This is a genomic window from Gordonia sp. ABKF26 (assembly GCF_041103195.1).
GTDB classification, from domain to species: domain Bacteria; phylum Actinomycetota; class Actinomycetes; order Mycobacteriales; family Mycobacteriaceae; genus Gordonia; species Gordonia terrae.
The window spans coordinates 452,005-468,686 of record NZ_JBGCVZ010000003.1 but is presented as its reverse complement, the minus strand read 5'-3'; the positions used below and the strand labels follow the sequence as shown (position 1 = coordinate 468,686).

15 protein-coding genes are annotated in these 16,682 nt (G+C 68.0%); 8 read left to right on the top strand and 7 right to left on the bottom strand.

Features of this window, described 5'->3' with window-relative positions; all coding sequences use genetic code 11:
• Nucleotides 1-14: 14 nt before the first annotated feature.
• Nucleotides 15-2,123, bottom strand: a complete 2,109-nt coding sequence (locus AB4Z55_RS02665; protein ID WP_354562420.1) for a hydantoinase/oxoprolinase family protein — start codon at nucleotides 2,121-2,123, stop codon at nucleotides 15-17.
• 265 nt (nucleotides 2,124-2,388) lie between these two features.
• Between AB4Z55_RS02665 and AB4Z55_RS02660 the strand changes: the two genes are divergently transcribed.
• From AB4Z55_RS02660 to AB4Z55_RS02645, 4 genes are read left to right on the top strand one after another with little or no spacing between them, the layout of a single operon-like run.
• Nucleotides 2,389-3,144, top strand: coding sequence for a hypothetical protein (locus tag AB4Z55_RS02660; protein ID WP_064571863.1), 756 nt, complete (start codon nucleotides 2,389-2,391; stop codon nucleotides 3,142-3,144).
• A 29-nt stretch (nucleotides 3,145-3,173) separates the two neighbouring features.
• A complete protein-coding gene (locus tag AB4Z55_RS02655) occupies nucleotides 3,174-3,836 on the top strand; it encodes a VOC family protein (RefSeq protein WP_004021023.1) in 663 nt (220 codons plus the stop codon).
• Entirely contained in the window at nucleotides 3,833-4,078 is a 246-nt protein-coding gene (locus AB4Z55_RS02650; RefSeq protein WP_369519061.1) for a hypothetical protein, read from the top strand. The genes AB4Z55_RS02655 and AB4Z55_RS02650 overlap by 4 nt, the downstream gene beginning before the upstream one ends.
• Nucleotides 4,075-5,334 (top strand): alpha/beta hydrolase, encoded by a 1,260-nt coding sequence (locus AB4Z55_RS02645; RefSeq protein WP_369519060.1) that lies wholly within the window; start codon nucleotides 4,075-4,077, stop codon nucleotides 5,332-5,334. Before AB4Z55_RS02650 ends, AB4Z55_RS02645 begins: the two co-directional genes overlap by 4 nt.
• A gap of 81 nt (nucleotides 5,335-5,415) precedes the next feature.
• Here the strand turns inward: AB4Z55_RS02645 and AB4Z55_RS02640 are convergent, their stop codons facing one another.
• The 3 genes from AB4Z55_RS02640 to AB4Z55_RS02630 form a co-directional block, all read right to left on the bottom strand.
• Entirely contained in the window at nucleotides 5,416-5,691 is a 276-nt protein-coding gene (locus tag AB4Z55_RS02640; protein WP_004021020.1) for a hypothetical protein, read from the bottom strand.
• A gap of 84 nt (nucleotides 5,692-5,775) precedes the next feature.
• On the bottom strand, nucleotides 5,776-6,753 hold the full coding sequence (locus tag AB4Z55_RS02635) for an alpha/beta fold hydrolase (RefSeq protein WP_369519059.1): 978 nt from the start codon (nucleotides 6,751-6,753) through the stop codon (nucleotides 5,776-5,778).
• An 8-nt stretch (nucleotides 6,754-6,761) separates the two neighbouring features.
• Nucleotides 6,762-7,757 carry a stage II sporulation protein M gene (locus tag AB4Z55_RS02630; protein ID WP_354562413.1) on the bottom strand — a complete coding sequence of 332 codons (996 nt, stop codon included), beginning with the start codon at nucleotides 7,755-7,757 and terminating at the stop codon, nucleotides 6,762-6,764.
• Between the two features lie 111 nt (nucleotides 7,758-7,868).
• Here AB4Z55_RS02630 and AB4Z55_RS02625 point away from each other — a divergent pair, with 111 nt between their 5' ends.
• Both AB4Z55_RS02625 and AB4Z55_RS02620 read left to right on the top strand, forming a co-directional pair.
• On the top strand, nucleotides 7,869-8,711 hold the full coding sequence (locus AB4Z55_RS02625; protein ID WP_239403631.1) for an RDD family protein: 843 nt from the start codon (nucleotides 7,869-7,871) through the stop codon (nucleotides 8,709-8,711).
• A gap of 339 nt (nucleotides 8,712-9,050) precedes the next feature.
• Nucleotides 9,051-10,016, top strand: a complete 966-nt coding sequence (locus AB4Z55_RS02620; RefSeq protein ID WP_369519058.1) for a lipase family protein — start codon at nucleotides 9,051-9,053, stop codon at nucleotides 10,014-10,016.
• A 22-nt stretch (nucleotides 10,017-10,038) separates the two neighbouring features.
• On the opposite strand, the gene AB4Z55_RS02615 is transcribed toward AB4Z55_RS02620, so the two are convergent.
• Nucleotides 10,039-11,286 carry an amidohydrolase gene (locus tag AB4Z55_RS02615; RefSeq protein ID WP_369519057.1) on the bottom strand — a complete coding sequence of 416 codons (1,248 nt, stop codon included), beginning with the start codon at nucleotides 11,284-11,286 and terminating at the stop codon, nucleotides 10,039-10,041.
• Between the two features lie 129 nt (nucleotides 11,287-11,415).
• A complete protein-coding gene (locus tag AB4Z55_RS02610; protein ID WP_369519056.1) occupies nucleotides 11,416-12,609 on the bottom strand; it encodes an acyl-CoA dehydrogenase family protein in 1,194 nt (397 codons plus the stop codon).
• A 72-nt stretch (nucleotides 12,610-12,681) separates the two neighbouring features.
• Between AB4Z55_RS02610 and AB4Z55_RS02605 the strand changes: the two genes are divergently transcribed.
• Entirely contained in the window at nucleotides 12,682-13,014 is a 333-nt protein-coding gene (locus AB4Z55_RS02605) for a TfoX/Sxy family protein (protein ID WP_064572148.1), read from the top strand.
• A 133-nt stretch (nucleotides 13,015-13,147) separates the two neighbouring features.
• On the opposite strand, the gene leuS is transcribed toward AB4Z55_RS02605, so the two are convergent.
• On the bottom strand, nucleotides 13,148-16,030 hold the full coding sequence (gene leuS / locus AB4Z55_RS02600) for a leucine--tRNA ligase (protein ID WP_369519055.1): 2,883 nt from the start codon (nucleotides 16,028-16,030) through the stop codon (nucleotides 13,148-13,150).
• Nucleotides 16,031-16,138: 108 nt separating this feature from the next.
• Between leuS and AB4Z55_RS02595 the strand changes: the two genes are divergently transcribed.
• Entirely contained in the window at nucleotides 16,139-16,648 is a 510-nt protein-coding gene (locus tag AB4Z55_RS02595) for an SdpI family protein (protein ID WP_369519054.1), read from the top strand.
• The last annotated feature ends 34 nt before the right edge of the window (nucleotides 16,649-16,682 follow it).

Here is a 16,682-nt window from a genome sequence, read left to right as displayed (position 1 = left end):
CTGCGTGTGGTCGGTCATGCGGGATCGACGGTGATGTTCAGGTTGCCGAGGCGGTCGATCTCACCGGTGGTGTCGTGCGGGACCACCACCGTCGTGGTGGGCACCTCGATGACGGCGGGACCGCGGATGATGTGGCCGGCTCGTAGTCCGGCGTAGTCGTAGATGTCGGTGTCGACGAAGCCGCGCCGGCCGTCGAGGCAGACCTTTCGCACACCCACGTGCGCCGACGACGGGTCGGTGGTGTCGGCGGTTGCCAGTTCGGGCAGCTCCGGCGAGAACGGCAGGATCCCCGTGCCGCGCACGCGGTAGGTGATGGCTTGGATGCCCGCCTCGCGGAATCCGCTGTCCTTTCCGTAGAGATCCGCGTACTTCTTCTCGAATGCCTCTGCTGCGTCGACGATCTCGGCGGATGTCAGCGAACCGTCCGGTAGCGGGGTCGCGACCTCGGCCAGCTGCATGCTGTATCGCATGTCGATCTCGCGCTCTATCTCGACCGCGGCGAACTGCAGGCCCTGACGGTCGAGCTGACCGCGTACCTGTTCCTCGAGGACCTTGAAGTTCTCCTCCACCCGGGCAGGGTCGACCGGCATCGCTGCCGGGTCCGAGAGTTCCTTGGCGAGAACGATGTTCGACGATGCCAGGCCGTAGGCGGAGAAGGCGGACGCCACCTGGCCGAGCGGGACGACGACCCGGGACACCCCGATCTCCTGCGCGTACAGGCCGCAGTGCGCCGGGCCCGAACCGCCGAACGCGTAGACGATGAAGTTGCGGGGGTCGTGACCGGCTTCGACGACCGTCTTGCGCAACAGGTCTCCGGTCTGGGCGTTCTGCACCGCGTAGATGGCCGCGGCGGCCTCTTCCACCGACAGGCCGAGGGGTTCGGCGATGCGGGTACGGATCGCCTCGCGGGCGAGCTGCAGATCGAGCGCCTTGCGACCACCCAGCAGGCCGCGCTCGGGCAGGATGCCGAGGACGAGATTGGCGTCGGTGTTGGTCGGTTCGGTCCCGCCCTGCCCGTAGCAGGCCGGACCCGGCACGGCTTGAGCGCTGTGGGGTCCGATCTGGAGGTTGCCGCCGGCATCGATCCAGGCGATCGCGCCGCCGCCGGCGCCGATCGCATGGACCTCGAGCGTGGGGACGTTGATCGGGTGATGGTTGATGATCGTCGTCGACGACCGGACCGGCTCGCCGTCGACGACGAGCCCCACGAGGAAGGTCGTGCCGCCCGCGTCGGTGGCGATGATGTTGTCGTGGCCCAGCTGCCGACCGAGGGACACCGACCCGACCACCCCGCCGGTCAGCACCGAACCGACGGTCGAGATGGCGTTGCCCGGCGCTTCGGACGCGGCGACCGCGCCGCCGTTGCTCTGCATGACGAGGAGGGGACCGGCGAGCTGATGGTCGCGCAACCTGCCCTCGAGTTCGCCGAGGTAGTCCCGGAGGCCGGGGCCGATCTGGGTGCTCATCACCGTGGTCGCGTTGCGCGCGAACTCACGGATCCGTGGACTCACCTCACTCGACAGCGAGACGAACACGGTGGGGTCGACCTCGGCGACGATCTCGCGAATCCGCTGCTCGTGGGCCGGGTTACGGAACGACCACAGCAGCGACACGGCGATGGCGGAGATCCCGTCGTCGAGCAGCTCACGGACTGCGGCGCGCACCTCGTCCTCGTCCAGCGTCACCACGACACGACCGTCACGGTCCATGCGCTCGGTGACCTCGAGCGCGTGACGCTTGTGGATCAGACCGTGGGATTTGTTCTGCGCGAGCACATTTTGCAGCTGTTCGGGTGACCGTCCGAGGTAGCGGCCCTCGACGTTCATGATGAAGATCGAGTCGCGGTGCCCCTTGGTGGTGATGAATCCGACGTCCGGCACCCGGCCCATGACGAGCGCGTTCAGCGACGATGTGGTGCCGTGCGCGATGTGGTGGGTGTCGGCGAGCATGTCGTCGAGTGGACGGCCCAGCTGCTCGGCCAGAACGGTCAGGACGTCGATCACGCCGGCCGAGTAGTCCGGCGGAGTCGATGGCGCCTTCCCGGCGACGACCAAGCCGTTGCCGTCGTCGAGGACGGCGTCGGTGAACGTCCCGCCGACGTCCACACCGATCACGTATGCCATGGCCAGGTACTCCTTCGTTGTCCGGGCTTCGAGGCCCTTCAGGTCCGTTTACGTTGGCGTTGAGTATTCGACGTGATCGACCATGTGTCAAGCATTTGATATGAGTTGGATCACCCCTGATTGTCCCCTACTCGCCCATCGCTGCAGGTCAACACGATCGAGACCAGCACCTTGACGAATCATCACTAGCGTCGAATAATCATCATCAGCGTCAACTTGGCGCGATCGACCCGCTGCACGGGTCGCGATCGAAAGGACCGGACCCATGGGTGTCCACCGCATCGGCCTCGTCGTGCCGAGTTCGAACGTCACGGTCGAGACCGAGATGCCGGCCCTCCTGAACCGGCACCCGATCTCGCAGTTCTCGTTCCATTCGACCCGGATGAGGATGCACACGGTGTCCCCGGAACAGCTCGCCGCGATGAACGCCCAACGCGAGCGGTGCGTTATGGAGATCGCCGATGCCTCGCCGGAGGTGATCCTCTACGCCTGCCTGGTTGCGCTGATGGTCGGTGGACCGGGCGAGCACCAGCGCGTCGAGGGTGCCGTCGCGGAACAGCTGGCCACCGGCGGCTCCGACGCGATCATCCGGTCGAGCGCGGGCGCTCTGGTCGAAGCGCTCCGTGCGCTGGATGCCCGGCGCATCGCCCTCGTGACCCCGTACCTCCGGCCACTCGCCGAGAAGGTCGTCGAGTATCTGGACGCCGAGGGCTTCGAGGTGATGGATTGGCGGGCCCTCGAAGTCGCGGACAATGCGGAGGTCGGATGCATCCCCGGTGACCGCGTCATGACCGCCGCCCGGTCCCTCGAACTGGACGGCGTCGATGCGCTGGTGCTGTCTTGTTGCGTCCAGATGCCGTCGCTGGATCTGATCGACGACGCCGAACGAGAGTTCGGCCTGCCCGTTCTGTCGGCCGCGACGGCGGGCGCCTACAGCATCCTGCGCGGACTCGGCCTGCCGGCGTCCATCGAGGGCGCGGGGAGCCTGCTGCGCGCCGACATCGCCACCGTCCCGGCCTGATCACTCATCCCGATTCTTCTGGAGCTCTCATGAATTCACTCCCCCACAAGGTTCGTGGCGTCGACCACGTCGCCTATCCCACCTTCGATCCGGCCGCGACGGTCCGCTTCTACCGCGACGTCCTCGGTTTCCCGGTCGTGCACTCGATCTGCGCGGCCGGCTGGGGACCCGACAAGCATCCCGACTTCATCCACTTCTTCTTCGACATCGGCAACGACGACCGGCTGGCGTTCTTCTACTACTTCGGTCTGGAGCCGTTCGACGGTGGCCCACAGGGTGATTCGTATTCACGATTCGCCGAGGACGTGCCGATCTGGTTCATCCGCTCGCGCCATCTCGCCATTCACGTCGACGACGAGAGCGACCTGTTGGAATACCGACGACGCCTCGACGCCAGTGAGTGGCCGGTCGAGATGCAGATCCAGCACGAGACCATCGAGTCCATCTACACCCACGACCCGAACGGTTACATGATCGAGATCACCCGCGCCATGCGACCGGTGACGCCGCAGGAGGACCTCGACGCCAACCTCACCATCGAGGCCCTCATCGACGTGGTGTCGCAACCGAATCCGAGCATGGATGCCCTGCTCGTACGCAAGGCGGAACGGATCCTCGAGCGTGCATCAGACTGGCAGGACCAACAGACGACCGGCAGCGTCCTCGCCGGTGGGGAGGTATCGTCGCGATGACGACGTTCTTCGTGCTCGACGTCCCCGAGAACAAGGCGGTCGCCGCGGTCGCCGGCGAGGCACCGGGTGTCACCGTGGATCACATCGGCCCCTACTTTCGCATCTCCTCCGACGACGCCATCGTCGTCGACCGGCGTGCAACCGGGTGTCGGCATGCCGTCTGGTACAGCAGCGTCGCGGGTCTGCTCGAGTCTCGAATCAGCCAGTGGGACAAAGACGCACTGAAGGTCGAGCCGCGATGACCGCCCACACCGCCGCGGGCGCAGACCGGCTCGGCGCCGGTCGATACATCGACGCCGCCGAATCACCGGCGGACACCACGACCTCCGTCCACGAGCTGACCACCGCCGACGGCGCCAAGGTCACCGGGGTCCTGCGCACCGTCCCCGGCGCGACCGTGGTGGTCGCACTCATGCACCCGCGTCAGGACCTCACGCATCATGTGCTCGTCCCCGAACTGCTCGCCCGAGGGTTCGCGGTGTGGACGCAGGGCACGCGTTCGGTCAACAACGACCTCACATTGATCCACGAACAGGCCATCCTCGACGCCGCGGCGGGACAGGCCTTTCTCCGCGAACGCGACTTCGGATCTGTGCTCACACTGGGTCATTCGGGTGGCGGCGCGTTGTTCGCCTTCTATCACCAGCAGGCCGGACTGGCGCCCGGTGACCGACTGACCACGACTCCCGCCGGGCGGCCGGTGGACCTGGCCGGCGCCGACATGCCGTTGCCCGACGGCGCGATCTTCCTGGCCCCGCACCCCGGTCAGGGCGAACTGCTGCTGCGCCTCATCGACCCGTCGGTGACCGACGAGGACGATCCGCTCGCCGTCGACCCGGCGCTCAATCCGTTCGATGCGGCCAACGGATACGCCGAACCGCCGGAGAGCTCTTCTTATACAGCTGATTTCGTCGAGAGGTACCGGGCTGCGCAACGCGCTCGCGTCGAACGTCTCGACGCTGTCGCACGCGAACTCGTCGCCGAGACCGGCCGCGCCCGTGGCCGTTTTGCCGACAGCGCGGATCCCGTCGACCGCCGGGCCGCACTCGCACCGCGCGTCATGACGGTCTACCGCACCGACGCCGACCTGCGATTCCTCGATCTGACACTGAGTCCCAACGACCGGCCGTACGGGTCACTGTTCGGCCGGCGTCCCGATCTCACGGATTACGGCCTGGTCGGGTTCGGTCGGCTGGCGACCCCGGATGCGTGGCTGTCCACGTGGTCGGGTCTGTCGAGCAACGCCGGATTCCTCCGCTGCGCCCCCGGTGTCCGGGTGCCCACGCTGTTCGTCGAGCTCACCGGCGACCAGGCGTGCTTCCCCGAGGATGCGGTGGCGATGGTGAACGCCCTCGGCGCGGGCGATGTCACGCACGTCCGCGTCGAGGGAACCCATTTCGGCGGTCCGATCCGCCGAGATGCTCCGAGCGGCGCAAGCCTGGCCGCCGCCGAGATCGGCGGCTGGCTCGCGCAGCGGTTCCCGCAGTTCGCCCCCTGAGGTGCGAGGAGCGCAAGCCGCCGGTCCGAGCAAGCGACGAAGGAGCGTGTCGAGGTCGACGAGCCACGAAGGGCGCCGTCGTCACTTCTTCGCAAGCGCCGCCCGGTAGCCGAGGAAGCCCACGTAACCAGCCAGCCCGACCAGGCCCAGGCGTCGGGTGCGCTTCGACACCAGCGCCGCACCGATTGCGGTCTCGCAGGCGCCGTTGCGGTAGGTCCACGTGGTGGTGTCGTCGGGGAACACCGGCGCGGTGATCGGCGCGAACGCTTGCGGGGCGACGAAATGCGCGAGCCCCATGGCCGCGAGTCCCCCGCCCACCAACGAGACCTTGTCCAGCGATTGCTTGCCTGCGGCCATCAGAGTGTTCCCTCCGTCGTCGAGTCTTTCCGGTGATCGTATGCACTCAGGTGGGTCCGGTTGCGGCGACCCACTCCTCGGCCGTCAGTGACCGCCGGCCTCGAGTGCGCGGCGCAGACCCCAGATGTAGTCGTCCGGCCGCTCCCACGCGGCGAAATGTCCACCGCGATCGAACTCGCGCCAGTCGGCGACAGCGAAGTGACGGTTCGCGAACTGCCTCGGGGCGTTGACCAGATCGTGGGCGAACAGCGTGAACACCGTCGGCGTCTCGACCCGCGGCCAGTCTTTGGCAGCCCTGGTCGCGTAGGGGCCGAACGATGTCGCGATCGTGCCGGTCAGCCAATACGCGGTCACCCAGGTGAGAGCTTCGTCGTAGGAGAACACGCGGGTGATGTCACCGTCGCAGTCGGTCCAGCGCAGAAGCTTCTCGACGATCCACGCCGCCAGTCCGACCGGAGAGTCGCCGAGTCCGACCGCCAGGGTGTCCGGCCTCGTCGACTGATACTGGGATACATCAGTGAAGTGCAGTGATGCCACGCGCTCCGGGTGGCGGGCGGCCAGGGCTTCCGCCACATCACACCCGACATCGCCGGCCGAGACGGTGAACCGGTCCACACCGAACTCCGTCATCGCGGCAGCGACGGCATCGGCCATCTGAACCGAGGACAAGCCACGCTCCACGGGCGCGGAGAACGGGAACCCGGGGAGCGCGGGCGCCACGTAGGACACATCCCCCAGGAGGGGAAAGAGCCGCTCGAACCGCAACACCGAGTCGGGCCAACCGTGGAGCAGCAGCACCACCGGGGCACGCCCGCCGTCGGCCTCGGACATCACAGCCCGCACGGGCACCTCGGCCCGCTCTGTCTCCACCCAGCCGAGCTCCGCTATCCGATCCTCGTGGATCCGCCAGTCGAACCCGGTCGTCCAGTGATCGACGAGGTCATCGAGCAACTCCGGATCGAATCCACCGGTCCCGGCGACGTCGGCGCGCGGGATCGACCGGAAGCGGAGCAGCCGGTCCCGGAGATCGTCGAGCGCGGCGGTCGTGCTGCGACGGAACATGTCCCGGGTCACCGCACCGTCGGTGCGGTGAGTCCGCGGTCGGCCTCGTCCAGATCACCGGTGTCGCCGTACTCGTACGCTCGGCGGCCGGCGACGAAGACGTATGCCATGAACAGCGACCAGGCCGTCACGCCGATCCCGATGCGCGCCCAGGTCGGGAGCGGGGACGGCGTGACGAACGCCTCGATGACCCCGCACAGCAACAACACGACGACCAGGCCCAGTGCCACGCCGACCGCCGCCCGGCCCTCCTCGCCGAGAGCCGCTGCGCGCGTCCGATTTCCCGGCGACACCCACGCCCAGAAGATTCGCAGTCCCACCCCCGCGGCGACGAACAGGCAGGTCAGCTCGAGCATCCCGTGCGGCAGGATCAGTCCGAAGAACAGGTCGCCACGGCCGTGGCGGATCATGATCGACGCCACGACGACCAGGTTCAGGACATTCGTGTGGAGCATCCAGATCACCGGAAAGCCGAAGACGCCCAACGCGATACACAATGCGGCGAGCCAGAAGTTGTTGGTCCACACGCGCGCGGCGAACGACGTCGCCTCGTATTCGCTGTAGTAGTTCTCGAAGTCGTTGGTCACGAGGCGCTCGATCTCGCCCGGTGACGCGAACGAGCTCTCGATCCGCGGGTGCTCGAGGACCCACCACGTCATGATCACGGCTGCACCGAGCGACCCGCCCATCACCGAGAGCCACCACCAGCGCATCCGGTACAGGGCGGCGGGGAACGACCTCGTGAAGAACTCGATCACCGTCGCCGGCGTGCTGACCCGGGTACCGGTCGCACGACCGCGAGCGCGTGCCAGCAGAGCCGACAGGTACGCGACGAGCGACGCATCGGGGGCGGTCGAGCGGATGACCGACAGATGGGTGGCCACCCGCTGGTAGGTGTCGATCATCTCGTCGGCCTCGGCACCGGTGAGTCGGCGGTGCCGCGAGAGCGCGTCGAGCCGCTCCCACGTCGCGCGATGCGCGGAGACATAGGCGTCGAGGTCCACGCGGCCAGCGTATCCGGCATTCTCGCGCCGGCGACGCGTGTCATTCAGCGGACGTCCGCGCTGTGTGTTCCCGATGCCGCCTCCCGGGACCGCGTCGTAGGGTGAGGCGTGATGACTCATCCCGTGCCGCCGCGACCCCCCGCCTGGGGATCCGGCGCCACGGCGACGGTCGGAGTCGGGCGCGACGACCTCGTCTCCGGCGAAGCGGTCGCGCTCGCACTGCCGCCCGCGAACCTCGGCTATCGGATTCTCTCCGGCATCATCGACGTCCTGCTGGGGTTCGGGCTGTGGCTGTTCTTGTGGTGGTTGTCGTTCAAGGTCGCCGGCGAGGCGAGCGAGGCGTGGCGGGGAACCATCAACACGCTGATCCCGATCGTCGCCGTCGTCGCGCTCCCGACACTGCTGGAGACACTGACCCCGGGAAAGTCCGTGGGCCACCTCGTCCTCGGTCTCCGGACGGTCCGGGACGATGCCGGACCGACGGGCTTCCGGCACTCGCTGACCCGCGCCCTGATCGGTTTCGTCGAGCTCTACGCCTGCCTCGGGCTCCCCGCCCTGATCTCGGCGGCCATCTCCCGCAGGAACAAGCGTCTGGGTGATCTGCTCGCCGGGACCTACGTGATCCGCGACCGTCATCGACTGGTCGAACAGGCACCCATCGACATGCCGCCGGGCCTGACGTCGTGGGCCGTCTCGGCCGACATGGCCGCACTTCCCGATCGGCTCGCCGTGATCATCCGCCAGTTCCTCAACGGCCGGCACGGCATGAAACCCGAACCGCGGGCCCACGCCGCGCGACGGATCGTGTTCGACGTCGCACCGTTCGTCGCCCCGGCTCCCCCACCCGGGGCCCCGTTCGAGGACGTGTTGTCGGCGATCATGGCCGAGCGCCGGCGCCGCGACACCGAACGCCTGGCGCGCGAGGCGGAACTGCGCGCGCGTCTGTTGCGATGATCCGTGCCTCGGGCCGCTCGGCTCGCCACGCGCGGTGACCGTGGCGGTTACGCTGCTGGGGTGACGGTGCCGGCCCCCTCCGCGAGGGACACGAGACGAGCCGGCGGGCGGCGCCCGGTCTCCGTCTTCCTCGCCGCCGGAATGGCCTGTGCCGCGGTCCTCGCGGGCGGCGGACCGTCATGGGCGGCGCCGGCCGAGGGGGCACCGGCGGTCCAGCAAGTGATCCCCCGCATCATCGATATCGAGAGCGTGACCGACCGGACCATAGCCCTCCCCCAGGCTGATTCGACGCCTCGCGTGCGATACACCTCGACTTCCGTGCGAGGAGTGCCCACGGTGATGTCCGGTACCCTCCTCACGCCGTCGACCCCTCCCCCGCCCGGCGGCTGGCCTCTTGCCGTCTGGAACCACATGACGGTGGGCGCCGCCGACGTCTGTGCGCCGTCCGCGGCGCACGCCGGGCACCCCGAACTGCCTCGGATGGTCTCCGGCGACGCCATCGTCTCGCGCCTGCTCGACGCCGGACTCGTCGTGGCCCGGCCGGACTTCGAGGGAATCGGTTCGCCCGGTCCGCACCCCTACCTCATCGGGCGTTCGCTGGCGCGGTCGACGATCGACATGGCGCTCGCCGCGGCCGATCACGACGCACGCATCGGTCGTGACGTCGTCGTCGCGGGCCACTCGGAGGGCGCCGTCGCCGCCTTGTCGGCCGCCGGCCGTCACTCCTCGGAATGGGGACATCTGCGGCTGCGCGGTGTGTCGGCGCTCGCACCGCCGACACGGGTGGCCGACCTGCTCGACGGGGCGTCGAACATCCCGGTGGCCGGGCCGGCGATCGATGAACTCATGGGGTTGGCCGCGCTGATCGGAAGTGGCGCGGCCGCAGCAGATCCCGGCTTCGATGCGTTGATGGAGAACGGGGGGCTCAGTGCCCGAGCGCGTGCGCTACGTCCACAGGTGGAGACCCGGTGCTACGCCGACCTGACCGCGCCGGACTCCTTCGGGGGTCTCGCTCCGACGCAACTCCTCGGCCCCCGGGGCGACGAGATGAAGCGGGAACTGCTCGAGGTGCTCAGGGCGAACGACGTTGCCCGTCTGCGGTTTCCACCAGGACTCCCGGTGCGCATCGACTCGGGAACCGTGGACACCGTGTCCCCGCAACCCCTGGTGTCCGGTCTGGTCGACACCTACCGACGGGCAGGGGTGTCGGTGACTTACTCCGACCACTTCACCGGACACCCGGGAGTGGCGACCGACCGCGACAACGCGGCCGTCATCGCCCGCTGGCTTGTCGGCCAGGTCTGAGGCGCCGAGCACCGCGATCCGGTCAGGCGGCCGGTCCCAACCAGGTCCGCGCAGCGACGACCTGCGCTCGCACCCCGATCGAGAGCGTGGGGTCGATGACCGGCGCATAGTGTGGGGAGTGATTCGACGGCACCTGCAGCAGCGCGGGATCCGTCATGTCGCCGGTCGTGAACAGGGCCGGATCCGCGCCACCGAGCAGCCAGTACGAGAGCGGCGCACCACAGCTCGTCGCGAGGATGCCCACGTCCTCGCTCCCCGCCCCCGCACCCGGGTCGAGGATGTTGTCCGAGCCCAACCATTCCGCGAACGCGTCGAGCGTGGTGGACAGCGCGGTGGAGTCGTTCGTCACCACCGGAAAACGTTCGATCTCGGTGATGGTCGGCTCTCCCGGCGCGCCCGATGCGGCAGCCTCCCCGCGCACGATGCGCTCCACACTGTCCAGGATTCGACGCCGCACGGTCTCGTCGTAGCTGCGGATGTTGAGCTGTAGCTCCGCCTCGCCCGGAATGACATTCGCGGCATCGCCGGCGTGGATGGATCCCACGGTCAGGACCGCGGTGGCGGTGCTCGGGATCTCACGCGAGATCACCGTCTGCAATCGCAGCACCGTCGAGGCCGCCAGCACGATCGGGTCGACGGACGCTTCCGGCATCGAACCATGCGCGCCCCGACCCACCAGTCGTATCCGCAACGAGTCCGACCCGGCGTACGATGCACCCGCGTGACCGGCGATCTTCCCCGCCGGAATCGGTGACACATGTTGCCCGAGAACGACTTCCGGAACCGGGACGCGGTCCCACAGGCCGTCGTCGACCATCGCCTGAGCGCCGGCCCCCAGCTCCTCCGCGGGCTGGAACACGACGATGAGGGTGCCCGACCACGTCGCGACCTCATCGGCCAGAATCGCTGCCGCACCCAGCAGGCAGGTGGTGTGGAGATCGTGTCCGCACGCGTGGGCGACCGGAACGGTCTTACCGTCTTCATCGGTCGCGGTGGCGGTGCTGGCGTAGTCGAGACCGGTGTCCTCCCGCACGGGGAGAGCATCCATGTCCGCCCGCGTCGCGACGATCGGACCGTCGCCGTTGCGCAGCACCCCGACGGCGCCGGTCTTCCCCACCTCGGTGAGGACGTCGAAGCCCGAGGACCGGAGACGATCCACCACGATCGACGAGGTCCGCCCCTCCCGGAAACCCAACTCCGGATTCCGGTGCAGGTCCTTGTACAGGTCGATCAGCGACGGGTCGATCGTGATGTTCTCGGGTGCGGTCATCCCACACCACCTCCGATGGACGGGATTCTCGGTCAGGGCGGCGGTCTCGGCCCTCTTCTCCCCCATCGTCACATCTGGGCAACCGGGATATGCCGTGTTTGTCGCTTTGCTCTGTGCGACTGCGGCCTACTACTTCAAATCGGTTGAGGTCTTCCCCAACACGCGTCGGGCGATGATCAACTGCTGAATCTGCTGTGTGCCCTCGAAGATGTCCAGGATCTTCGAGTCACGCGCCCACTTCTCCACCAGCGAGGTCTCGGAATAGCCTGCGGTGGCGCCGATTTCGACGGTCTTGTTGGTGATGTCGGTGACAGTACGGCCGGCCTTCGCCTTCGACATCGAGGCCTCGGTCGAGTTCGGCTGCTTGTTGTCGGCCATCCACGCGGCCCGCACCGTGTGCAACCACGATGCCTCCCAATCGGATTCGAGTCGGATGAACTCGGCGACGGTGGCGTGCTGCGACGTCGCGGGACGGTCGTAGTCGATCTGGTGACCGGCCTCCTCCAACATCCGCCGCAACTCCTCGAGGGACGCGCGGCCGAGCCCGATGGCCATCGCCGCGACGACCGGGCGGGTGTTGTCGAAGGTCTGCATGACCCCGCCGAAGGCCTTCTTGGTGTCGATCTCCGGCGAACCCAGGAGGTTCTCGGCAGGCACCCGCGCATTCTCGAAGCGGATGACCGCCGTGTCGGAGGCCTTGATGCCCAGCTTGTGCTCGAGACGGGCGACGGTGACACCGTCGGTGGTCATCGGGACGACAAAACTCTTGATGGCCGCGCGTCCGACGCTCTTGTCGATGGTCGCCCACACGACGACGTGGTCGGCGCGCGAGCCCGCGGTCACGAAAATCTTCTCGCCGTTCAGGATGTACTCGTCGCCGTCGAGCGTCGCGGTCGTCGACACCGCCGCCGAGTCCGAGCCGAAGCTCGGCTCGGTGATGGCCATCGCCGCCCACACATCGCCGAAACGCTCGAGCTGCTCGGGGTTGGCCACCGCCGCGATCGCCGCGTTGCCGAGGCCCTGGCCCGGGATCGAGAGCAGCAGGCCGACGTCGCCCCAGCTCATCTCGAGAGCGGAGAGCAGACCGCGCATGTTGGCGCCGTTCACCGACGGCGCGTCGGAAGCCGGCTTCTCGGCGTCGTCCGACTTCTCCGAGGATCGGCCCTGCTTGGCGAGCTTCGCCAGTTCGTCGAGTTCGACCGGATACTCGTGCTCGGCCTGGTCGTACTTCCGCGAGATCGGCCGGAAGAGGTGCTCGGCAGCCATGTGGGTGCGCTCGACCGTCGAATCGAACTTCTTCGGGAGCTCCAGGTTGATCGCCATGTCAGCACCTTACTGCGCAGTAAGTTCCTTGCCAAGTCCCGGTCCGTGACCGAAGCCGAATAGCCTGGACCGGTGGCGTACGACGAGGAACTGGCCTACCGCATCCGCGCTCTGCTGGCGACCGAGTGCGGCCTCGACGAGAAGACCATGTTCGGCGGTCTGGCGTTCCTGATCAACGGCAACATGGCCGTCGCTGCCAGCGGCAAGGGCGGGATCATGGTCCGCGTCGCACCCGAGGAGACCGAGAGCCTCCTCGAGTACCCGCACACCCGGCCGATGGTGATGTCCGGCCGTGAGACCCGCGGGTGGCTACGCGTCGACGACGCGGGCATCGCGACCGACCGACAGCTCTCCCGCTGGATCGCAATCGGTTCCGACTTCGCGCGGAAGCTGCCGCCGAAGTAGATAGCGTCGCCCTTCGAGGCTCGTCGCTTACGCTCCTCGCACCTCAGGGGGCAAAGGGGCGTCGCTTACGCTCCTCGCACCTCAGGGGGCAAAGGGGCGTCGCCATCGCTCCTCGCACCTCAGGGAGCAGAGGTCAGGGGACGATGTTCACCATCCGGCCGGGCACCACGATGACCTTGCGGGGCTCGGCGCCGTCGAGGATCGCGACGATCTTCTCGTCGGCGAGGGCGGTGGCGCGCACCGTGTCCTCGTCGGCGTCGGCGGGGACGGTGATCCGGCTGCGGACCTTGCCCTTGACCTGGACCGGGATCTCGACGGTGTCCTCGACCAGCCACGCCTCGTCGGCCACCGGGAACGACGCCCGCACCACGAGCGTGTCGTGACCCAACCGGTGCCACAGCTCCTCGGCGATGTGCGGGGCCAGAGGAGCGAGCATGGTCACGAGCGGCTCGACGGCATCCCGCGGCGCACCCGACTTCTCGAAGTTCTTGGTGAGGTGGTTGGTCAGGACTGTCAGCTTGGCGACCGCGGTGTTGTTGCGCAGCGCGTCGTAGTCCTCGCGAACGCCGGCGATCGTCTTGTGCAGCAGTCGCTTCGTCTCGTCGTCGAGTTCGGTGTCGGCGACGCGCAGCGAACCGGACTCCTCGTCGACGACGAGCCGCCAGATGCGCTGCAAGAAGCGCTGGGAGCCGACGACGTCCTTGGTCGCCCACGGGCGCGACTGGTCCAGCGGACCCATGAACATCTCGTAGACGCGCAGGGTGTCGGCACCGTAGTCACGGCAGATGTCATCGGGGGCCACCGAGTTCTTCAGCGACTTGCCCATCTTGCCGTACTCCTGGCGGACCTTCGCACCGTTGTAGAAGAACTCGCCGTTCTCCTCGGTGACCTCCTCGGCAGGCACGTAGACCCCGCGCGAGTCGGTGTAGGCGTAGGCCTGGATCATGCCCTGGTTGAACAGCTTCCGGTACGGCTCGCGACTGGTGACGTAACCGAGATCGAACAGGACCTTGTGCCAGAACCGCGAGTACAGCAGATGCAGCACGGCGTGCTCGACACCACCGATGTACAGGTCGAGACCGCCCGGATCGTTCGCACCGTGCAGTGCCGGGCGCGGACCCATCCAGTACGCCTCGTTCTCCTTGGCACACAAGGTCTCCGAGTTGGTCGGGTCGATGTAGCGCAGCTGGTACCACGAACTGCCCGCCCACTGGGGCATGACGTTGGCGTCACGCGTGTAGGTCTGGACGCCGTCGCCGAGGTCCAATTCGACGGTCATCCAGTCGGTGGCCTTCGCCAGCGGGGGAGAGGGCTCACTGTCGGCGTCGTCCGGATCGAAGGACACCGGCGCGTAGTCGTCGACCTCCGGGAGTTCAACGGGCAGCAGTGATTCCGGCAGCGCGTGCGGCTGACCGGCGGCGTCGTACACGATCGGGAACGGCTCGCCCCAGTACCGCTGCCGCGCGAACAGCCAGTCGCGCAACTTGTACTGGATTCGTCCGGAGCCAACACCGTCGGCCTCCAGACGTTCGACGATGGCCGCCTTCGCGTCCTCGACGTTGCGACCGTCCAGGAACCCGGAGTTCACCAGGGGACCATCGCCCACGTAGGCCTCGGTCGCGATGTCGGTGTCGGAGCCGATCACCTCGCGGATCGGCAGTCCGAAGACCGTCGCGAACTCGTGGTCCCGGGCGTCGTGGGCCGGAACCGCCATGATCGCACCGGTGCCATATCCCATCAGCACGTAGTCGGCGACGAAGACCGGAACCCGCTCGCCGTTCACGGGATTGACGGCGAAGCTGCCGGTGAAGACGCCTGTCTTCTCCTTGTTCTCCTGCCGCTCGAGGTCGGACTTCGCGGCGATCGACGCGCGGTACTCCGCGACCGCGGTCGCGGAGTCCGTTGCACCGCGGGTCCATCGGTCATCGGTGCCGGCAGGCCATTCGCCTCCGGTCAGCTCGTCGACGAGCGGATGTTCGGGCGCGAGGACCATGTAGGTGGCACCGAAGAGCGTGTCGGGACGGGTCGTAAACACCTCGATACCGCCGACACCGGGCACGTCGAAGCGAACCTGCGCGCCGCGCGAGCGTCCGATCCAGTTGCGCTGCATGGTCTTGACCTTGTCCGGCCAGTCCAGCAGATCCAGATCGTCGAGCAGGCGGTCGGAGTAGGCGGTGATCCGCATCATCCACTGCCGCAGGTGCTTCCGGAAGACCGGGAAGTTGCCGCGGTCACTGCGACCGTCGGCGGTGACCTCCTCGTTGGCCAGCACGGTGCCCAGCCCCGGGCACCAGTTGACCAGCGAATCGCTCAGGTACACCAGGCGATGGTCGTCGAGGATCTCGGTGCGCTCGGCGGGGGAGAGGTCGGCCCAGTTGCGCCCCTCGTGATTTCCGCTCAATGCTCGTGCACCCGAGACGAATTCGTCGACCAGTTCGGAGATGCGCCGGGCCTTGCCCTGGTCGGCGTCGTACCAGGCGTTGTAGATCTGCAGGAAGATCCACTGGGTCCAGCGGTAGAAGTCGACGTCGGTGGTGGCCACCCGACGACGCTCGTCGTGGCCCAGCCCGAGCCGGCGGATCTGGCCCAGGTAGCGCTCGATGTTCTGCTCGGTCGTGGTCCGCGGGTGGGTACCGGTCTGCACGGCGTACTGCTCGGCCGGCAGGCCGAAGGAATCGAAGCCCATCGTGTGCAGCACGTTCTTGCCGGTCATCCGCTGGTAGCGGGCGAAGACGTCGCTCGCGATGAAGCCGAGTGGGTGGCCGACGTGCAGGCCCGCACCGGACGGGTAGGGGAACATGTCCTGCACGAAGAGCTTGTCGGCCGCGTCGGCAGAGCCGCCGCCGAAGGCGGACAGGTCACCGGCGAGCGGCCCGACGGGATTCGGCGCCTCGTAGGCGTGCTCGTCGGACCAGGTCTGCTGCCAGCGCTGCTCGATCTCCCCGGCGACCGACGCCGTGTAGCGGTGTGCGGTCGTGCCGGCGGTGTCGCCGCTCGTCTTCTCGGCTGAAGTCACGCGACCAGGGTAAATCCTGTCGGTCGCAGCCCCCCAATCCGGTCGCTTCCGCGGTGGCCGGCGCCGGCGCGTCCGATACCGATTCTCCGCCGTACGACGCACGGTCGTATGCTGTGGGTCGTGAATGCCGTGTCCGTCGCCGTTGCCGTACTGCTCTTCGTGCTGGCCGGACTCTGGGCGGTGGTAGGAATCCGTGGACTCCGCGGCACCCTCCCGCGCAATCGGTGGATCGGCGTCCGCTCCGCGGAGACCATGCGATCCGACGAGGCGTTCACCGTCGCCAACCGCATCGCCGGGCCCGGCACCCTGGGAGCCGGTCTGATCCTCGCGCTGGGCGGCATCGCGACCCTCGCGGTCCCGAGCGGGTGGGCCGTTGCCTTAGGCCTGGTCTCGCTGGTCGTCGCGCTCGTGGTGATCGGGCTGGTCAGCGGCATCGGCGTACGTGCCGCGGCAGCCGTACCCGTCGACGACGACGGCTGTTCCTGCTGTTCGGGCGGCGACGCCCACGGTCATGCCGCCGACGAGGACACCTCCGGCCCGGCGGCCGATTGCGGCACCAGCAGCTGCGGTGCCTGCTCGTTGCGCGGCGTCTGCGCGAGCGACTCGGCCCAGGCCTGAGTCGGCCCGCGTCGTCTCACACCACTGATCTCGG

Coding starts and splice junctions, on each gene's coding strand:
- AB4Z55_RS02610 (WP_369519056.1), bottom strand. CDS start 12,609: ATGGCGATCAACCTGGAGCTCCCGAAGAAGTTCGATTCGACGGTCGAG.
- AB4Z55_RS02665 (WP_354562420.1), bottom strand. CDS start 2,123: ATGGCATACGTGATCGGTGTGGACGTCGGCGGGACGTTCACCGACGCC.
- AB4Z55_RS02645 (WP_369519060.1), top strand. CDS start 4,075: ATGACCGCCCACACCGCCGCGGGCGCAGACCGGCTCGGCGCCGGTCGA.
- AB4Z55_RS02620 (WP_369519058.1), top strand. CDS start 9,051: ATGTCCGGTACCCTCCTCACGCCGTCGACCCCTCCCCCGCCCGGCGGC.
- AB4Z55_RS02650 (WP_369519061.1), top strand. CDS start 3,833: ATGACGACGTTCTTCGTGCTCGACGTCCCCGAGAACAAGGCGGTCGCC.
- AB4Z55_RS02655 (WP_004021023.1), top strand. CDS start 3,174: ATGAATTCACTCCCCCACAAGGTTCGTGGCGTCGACCACGTCGCCTAT.
- AB4Z55_RS02660 (WP_064571863.1), top strand. CDS start 2,389: ATGGGTGTCCACCGCATCGGCCTCGTCGTGCCGAGTTCGAACGTCACG.
- AB4Z55_RS02615 (WP_369519057.1), bottom strand. CDS start 11,286: ATGACCGCACCCGAGAACATCACGATCGACCCGTCGCTGATCGACCTG.
- AB4Z55_RS02640 (WP_004021020.1), bottom strand. CDS start 5,691: ATGGCCGCAGGCAAGCAATCGCTGGACAAGGTCTCGTTGGTGGGCGGG.
- AB4Z55_RS02595 (WP_369519054.1), top strand. CDS start 16,139: ATGCTGTGGGTCGTGAATGCCGTGTCCGTCGCCGTTGCCGTACTGCTC.
- AB4Z55_RS02635 (WP_369519059.1), bottom strand. CDS start 6,753: ATGTTCCGTCGCAGCACGACCGCCGCGCTCGACGATCTCCGGGACCGG.
- AB4Z55_RS02625 (WP_239403631.1), top strand. CDS start 7,869: ATGACTCATCCCGTGCCGCCGCGACCCCCCGCCTGGGGATCCGGCGCC.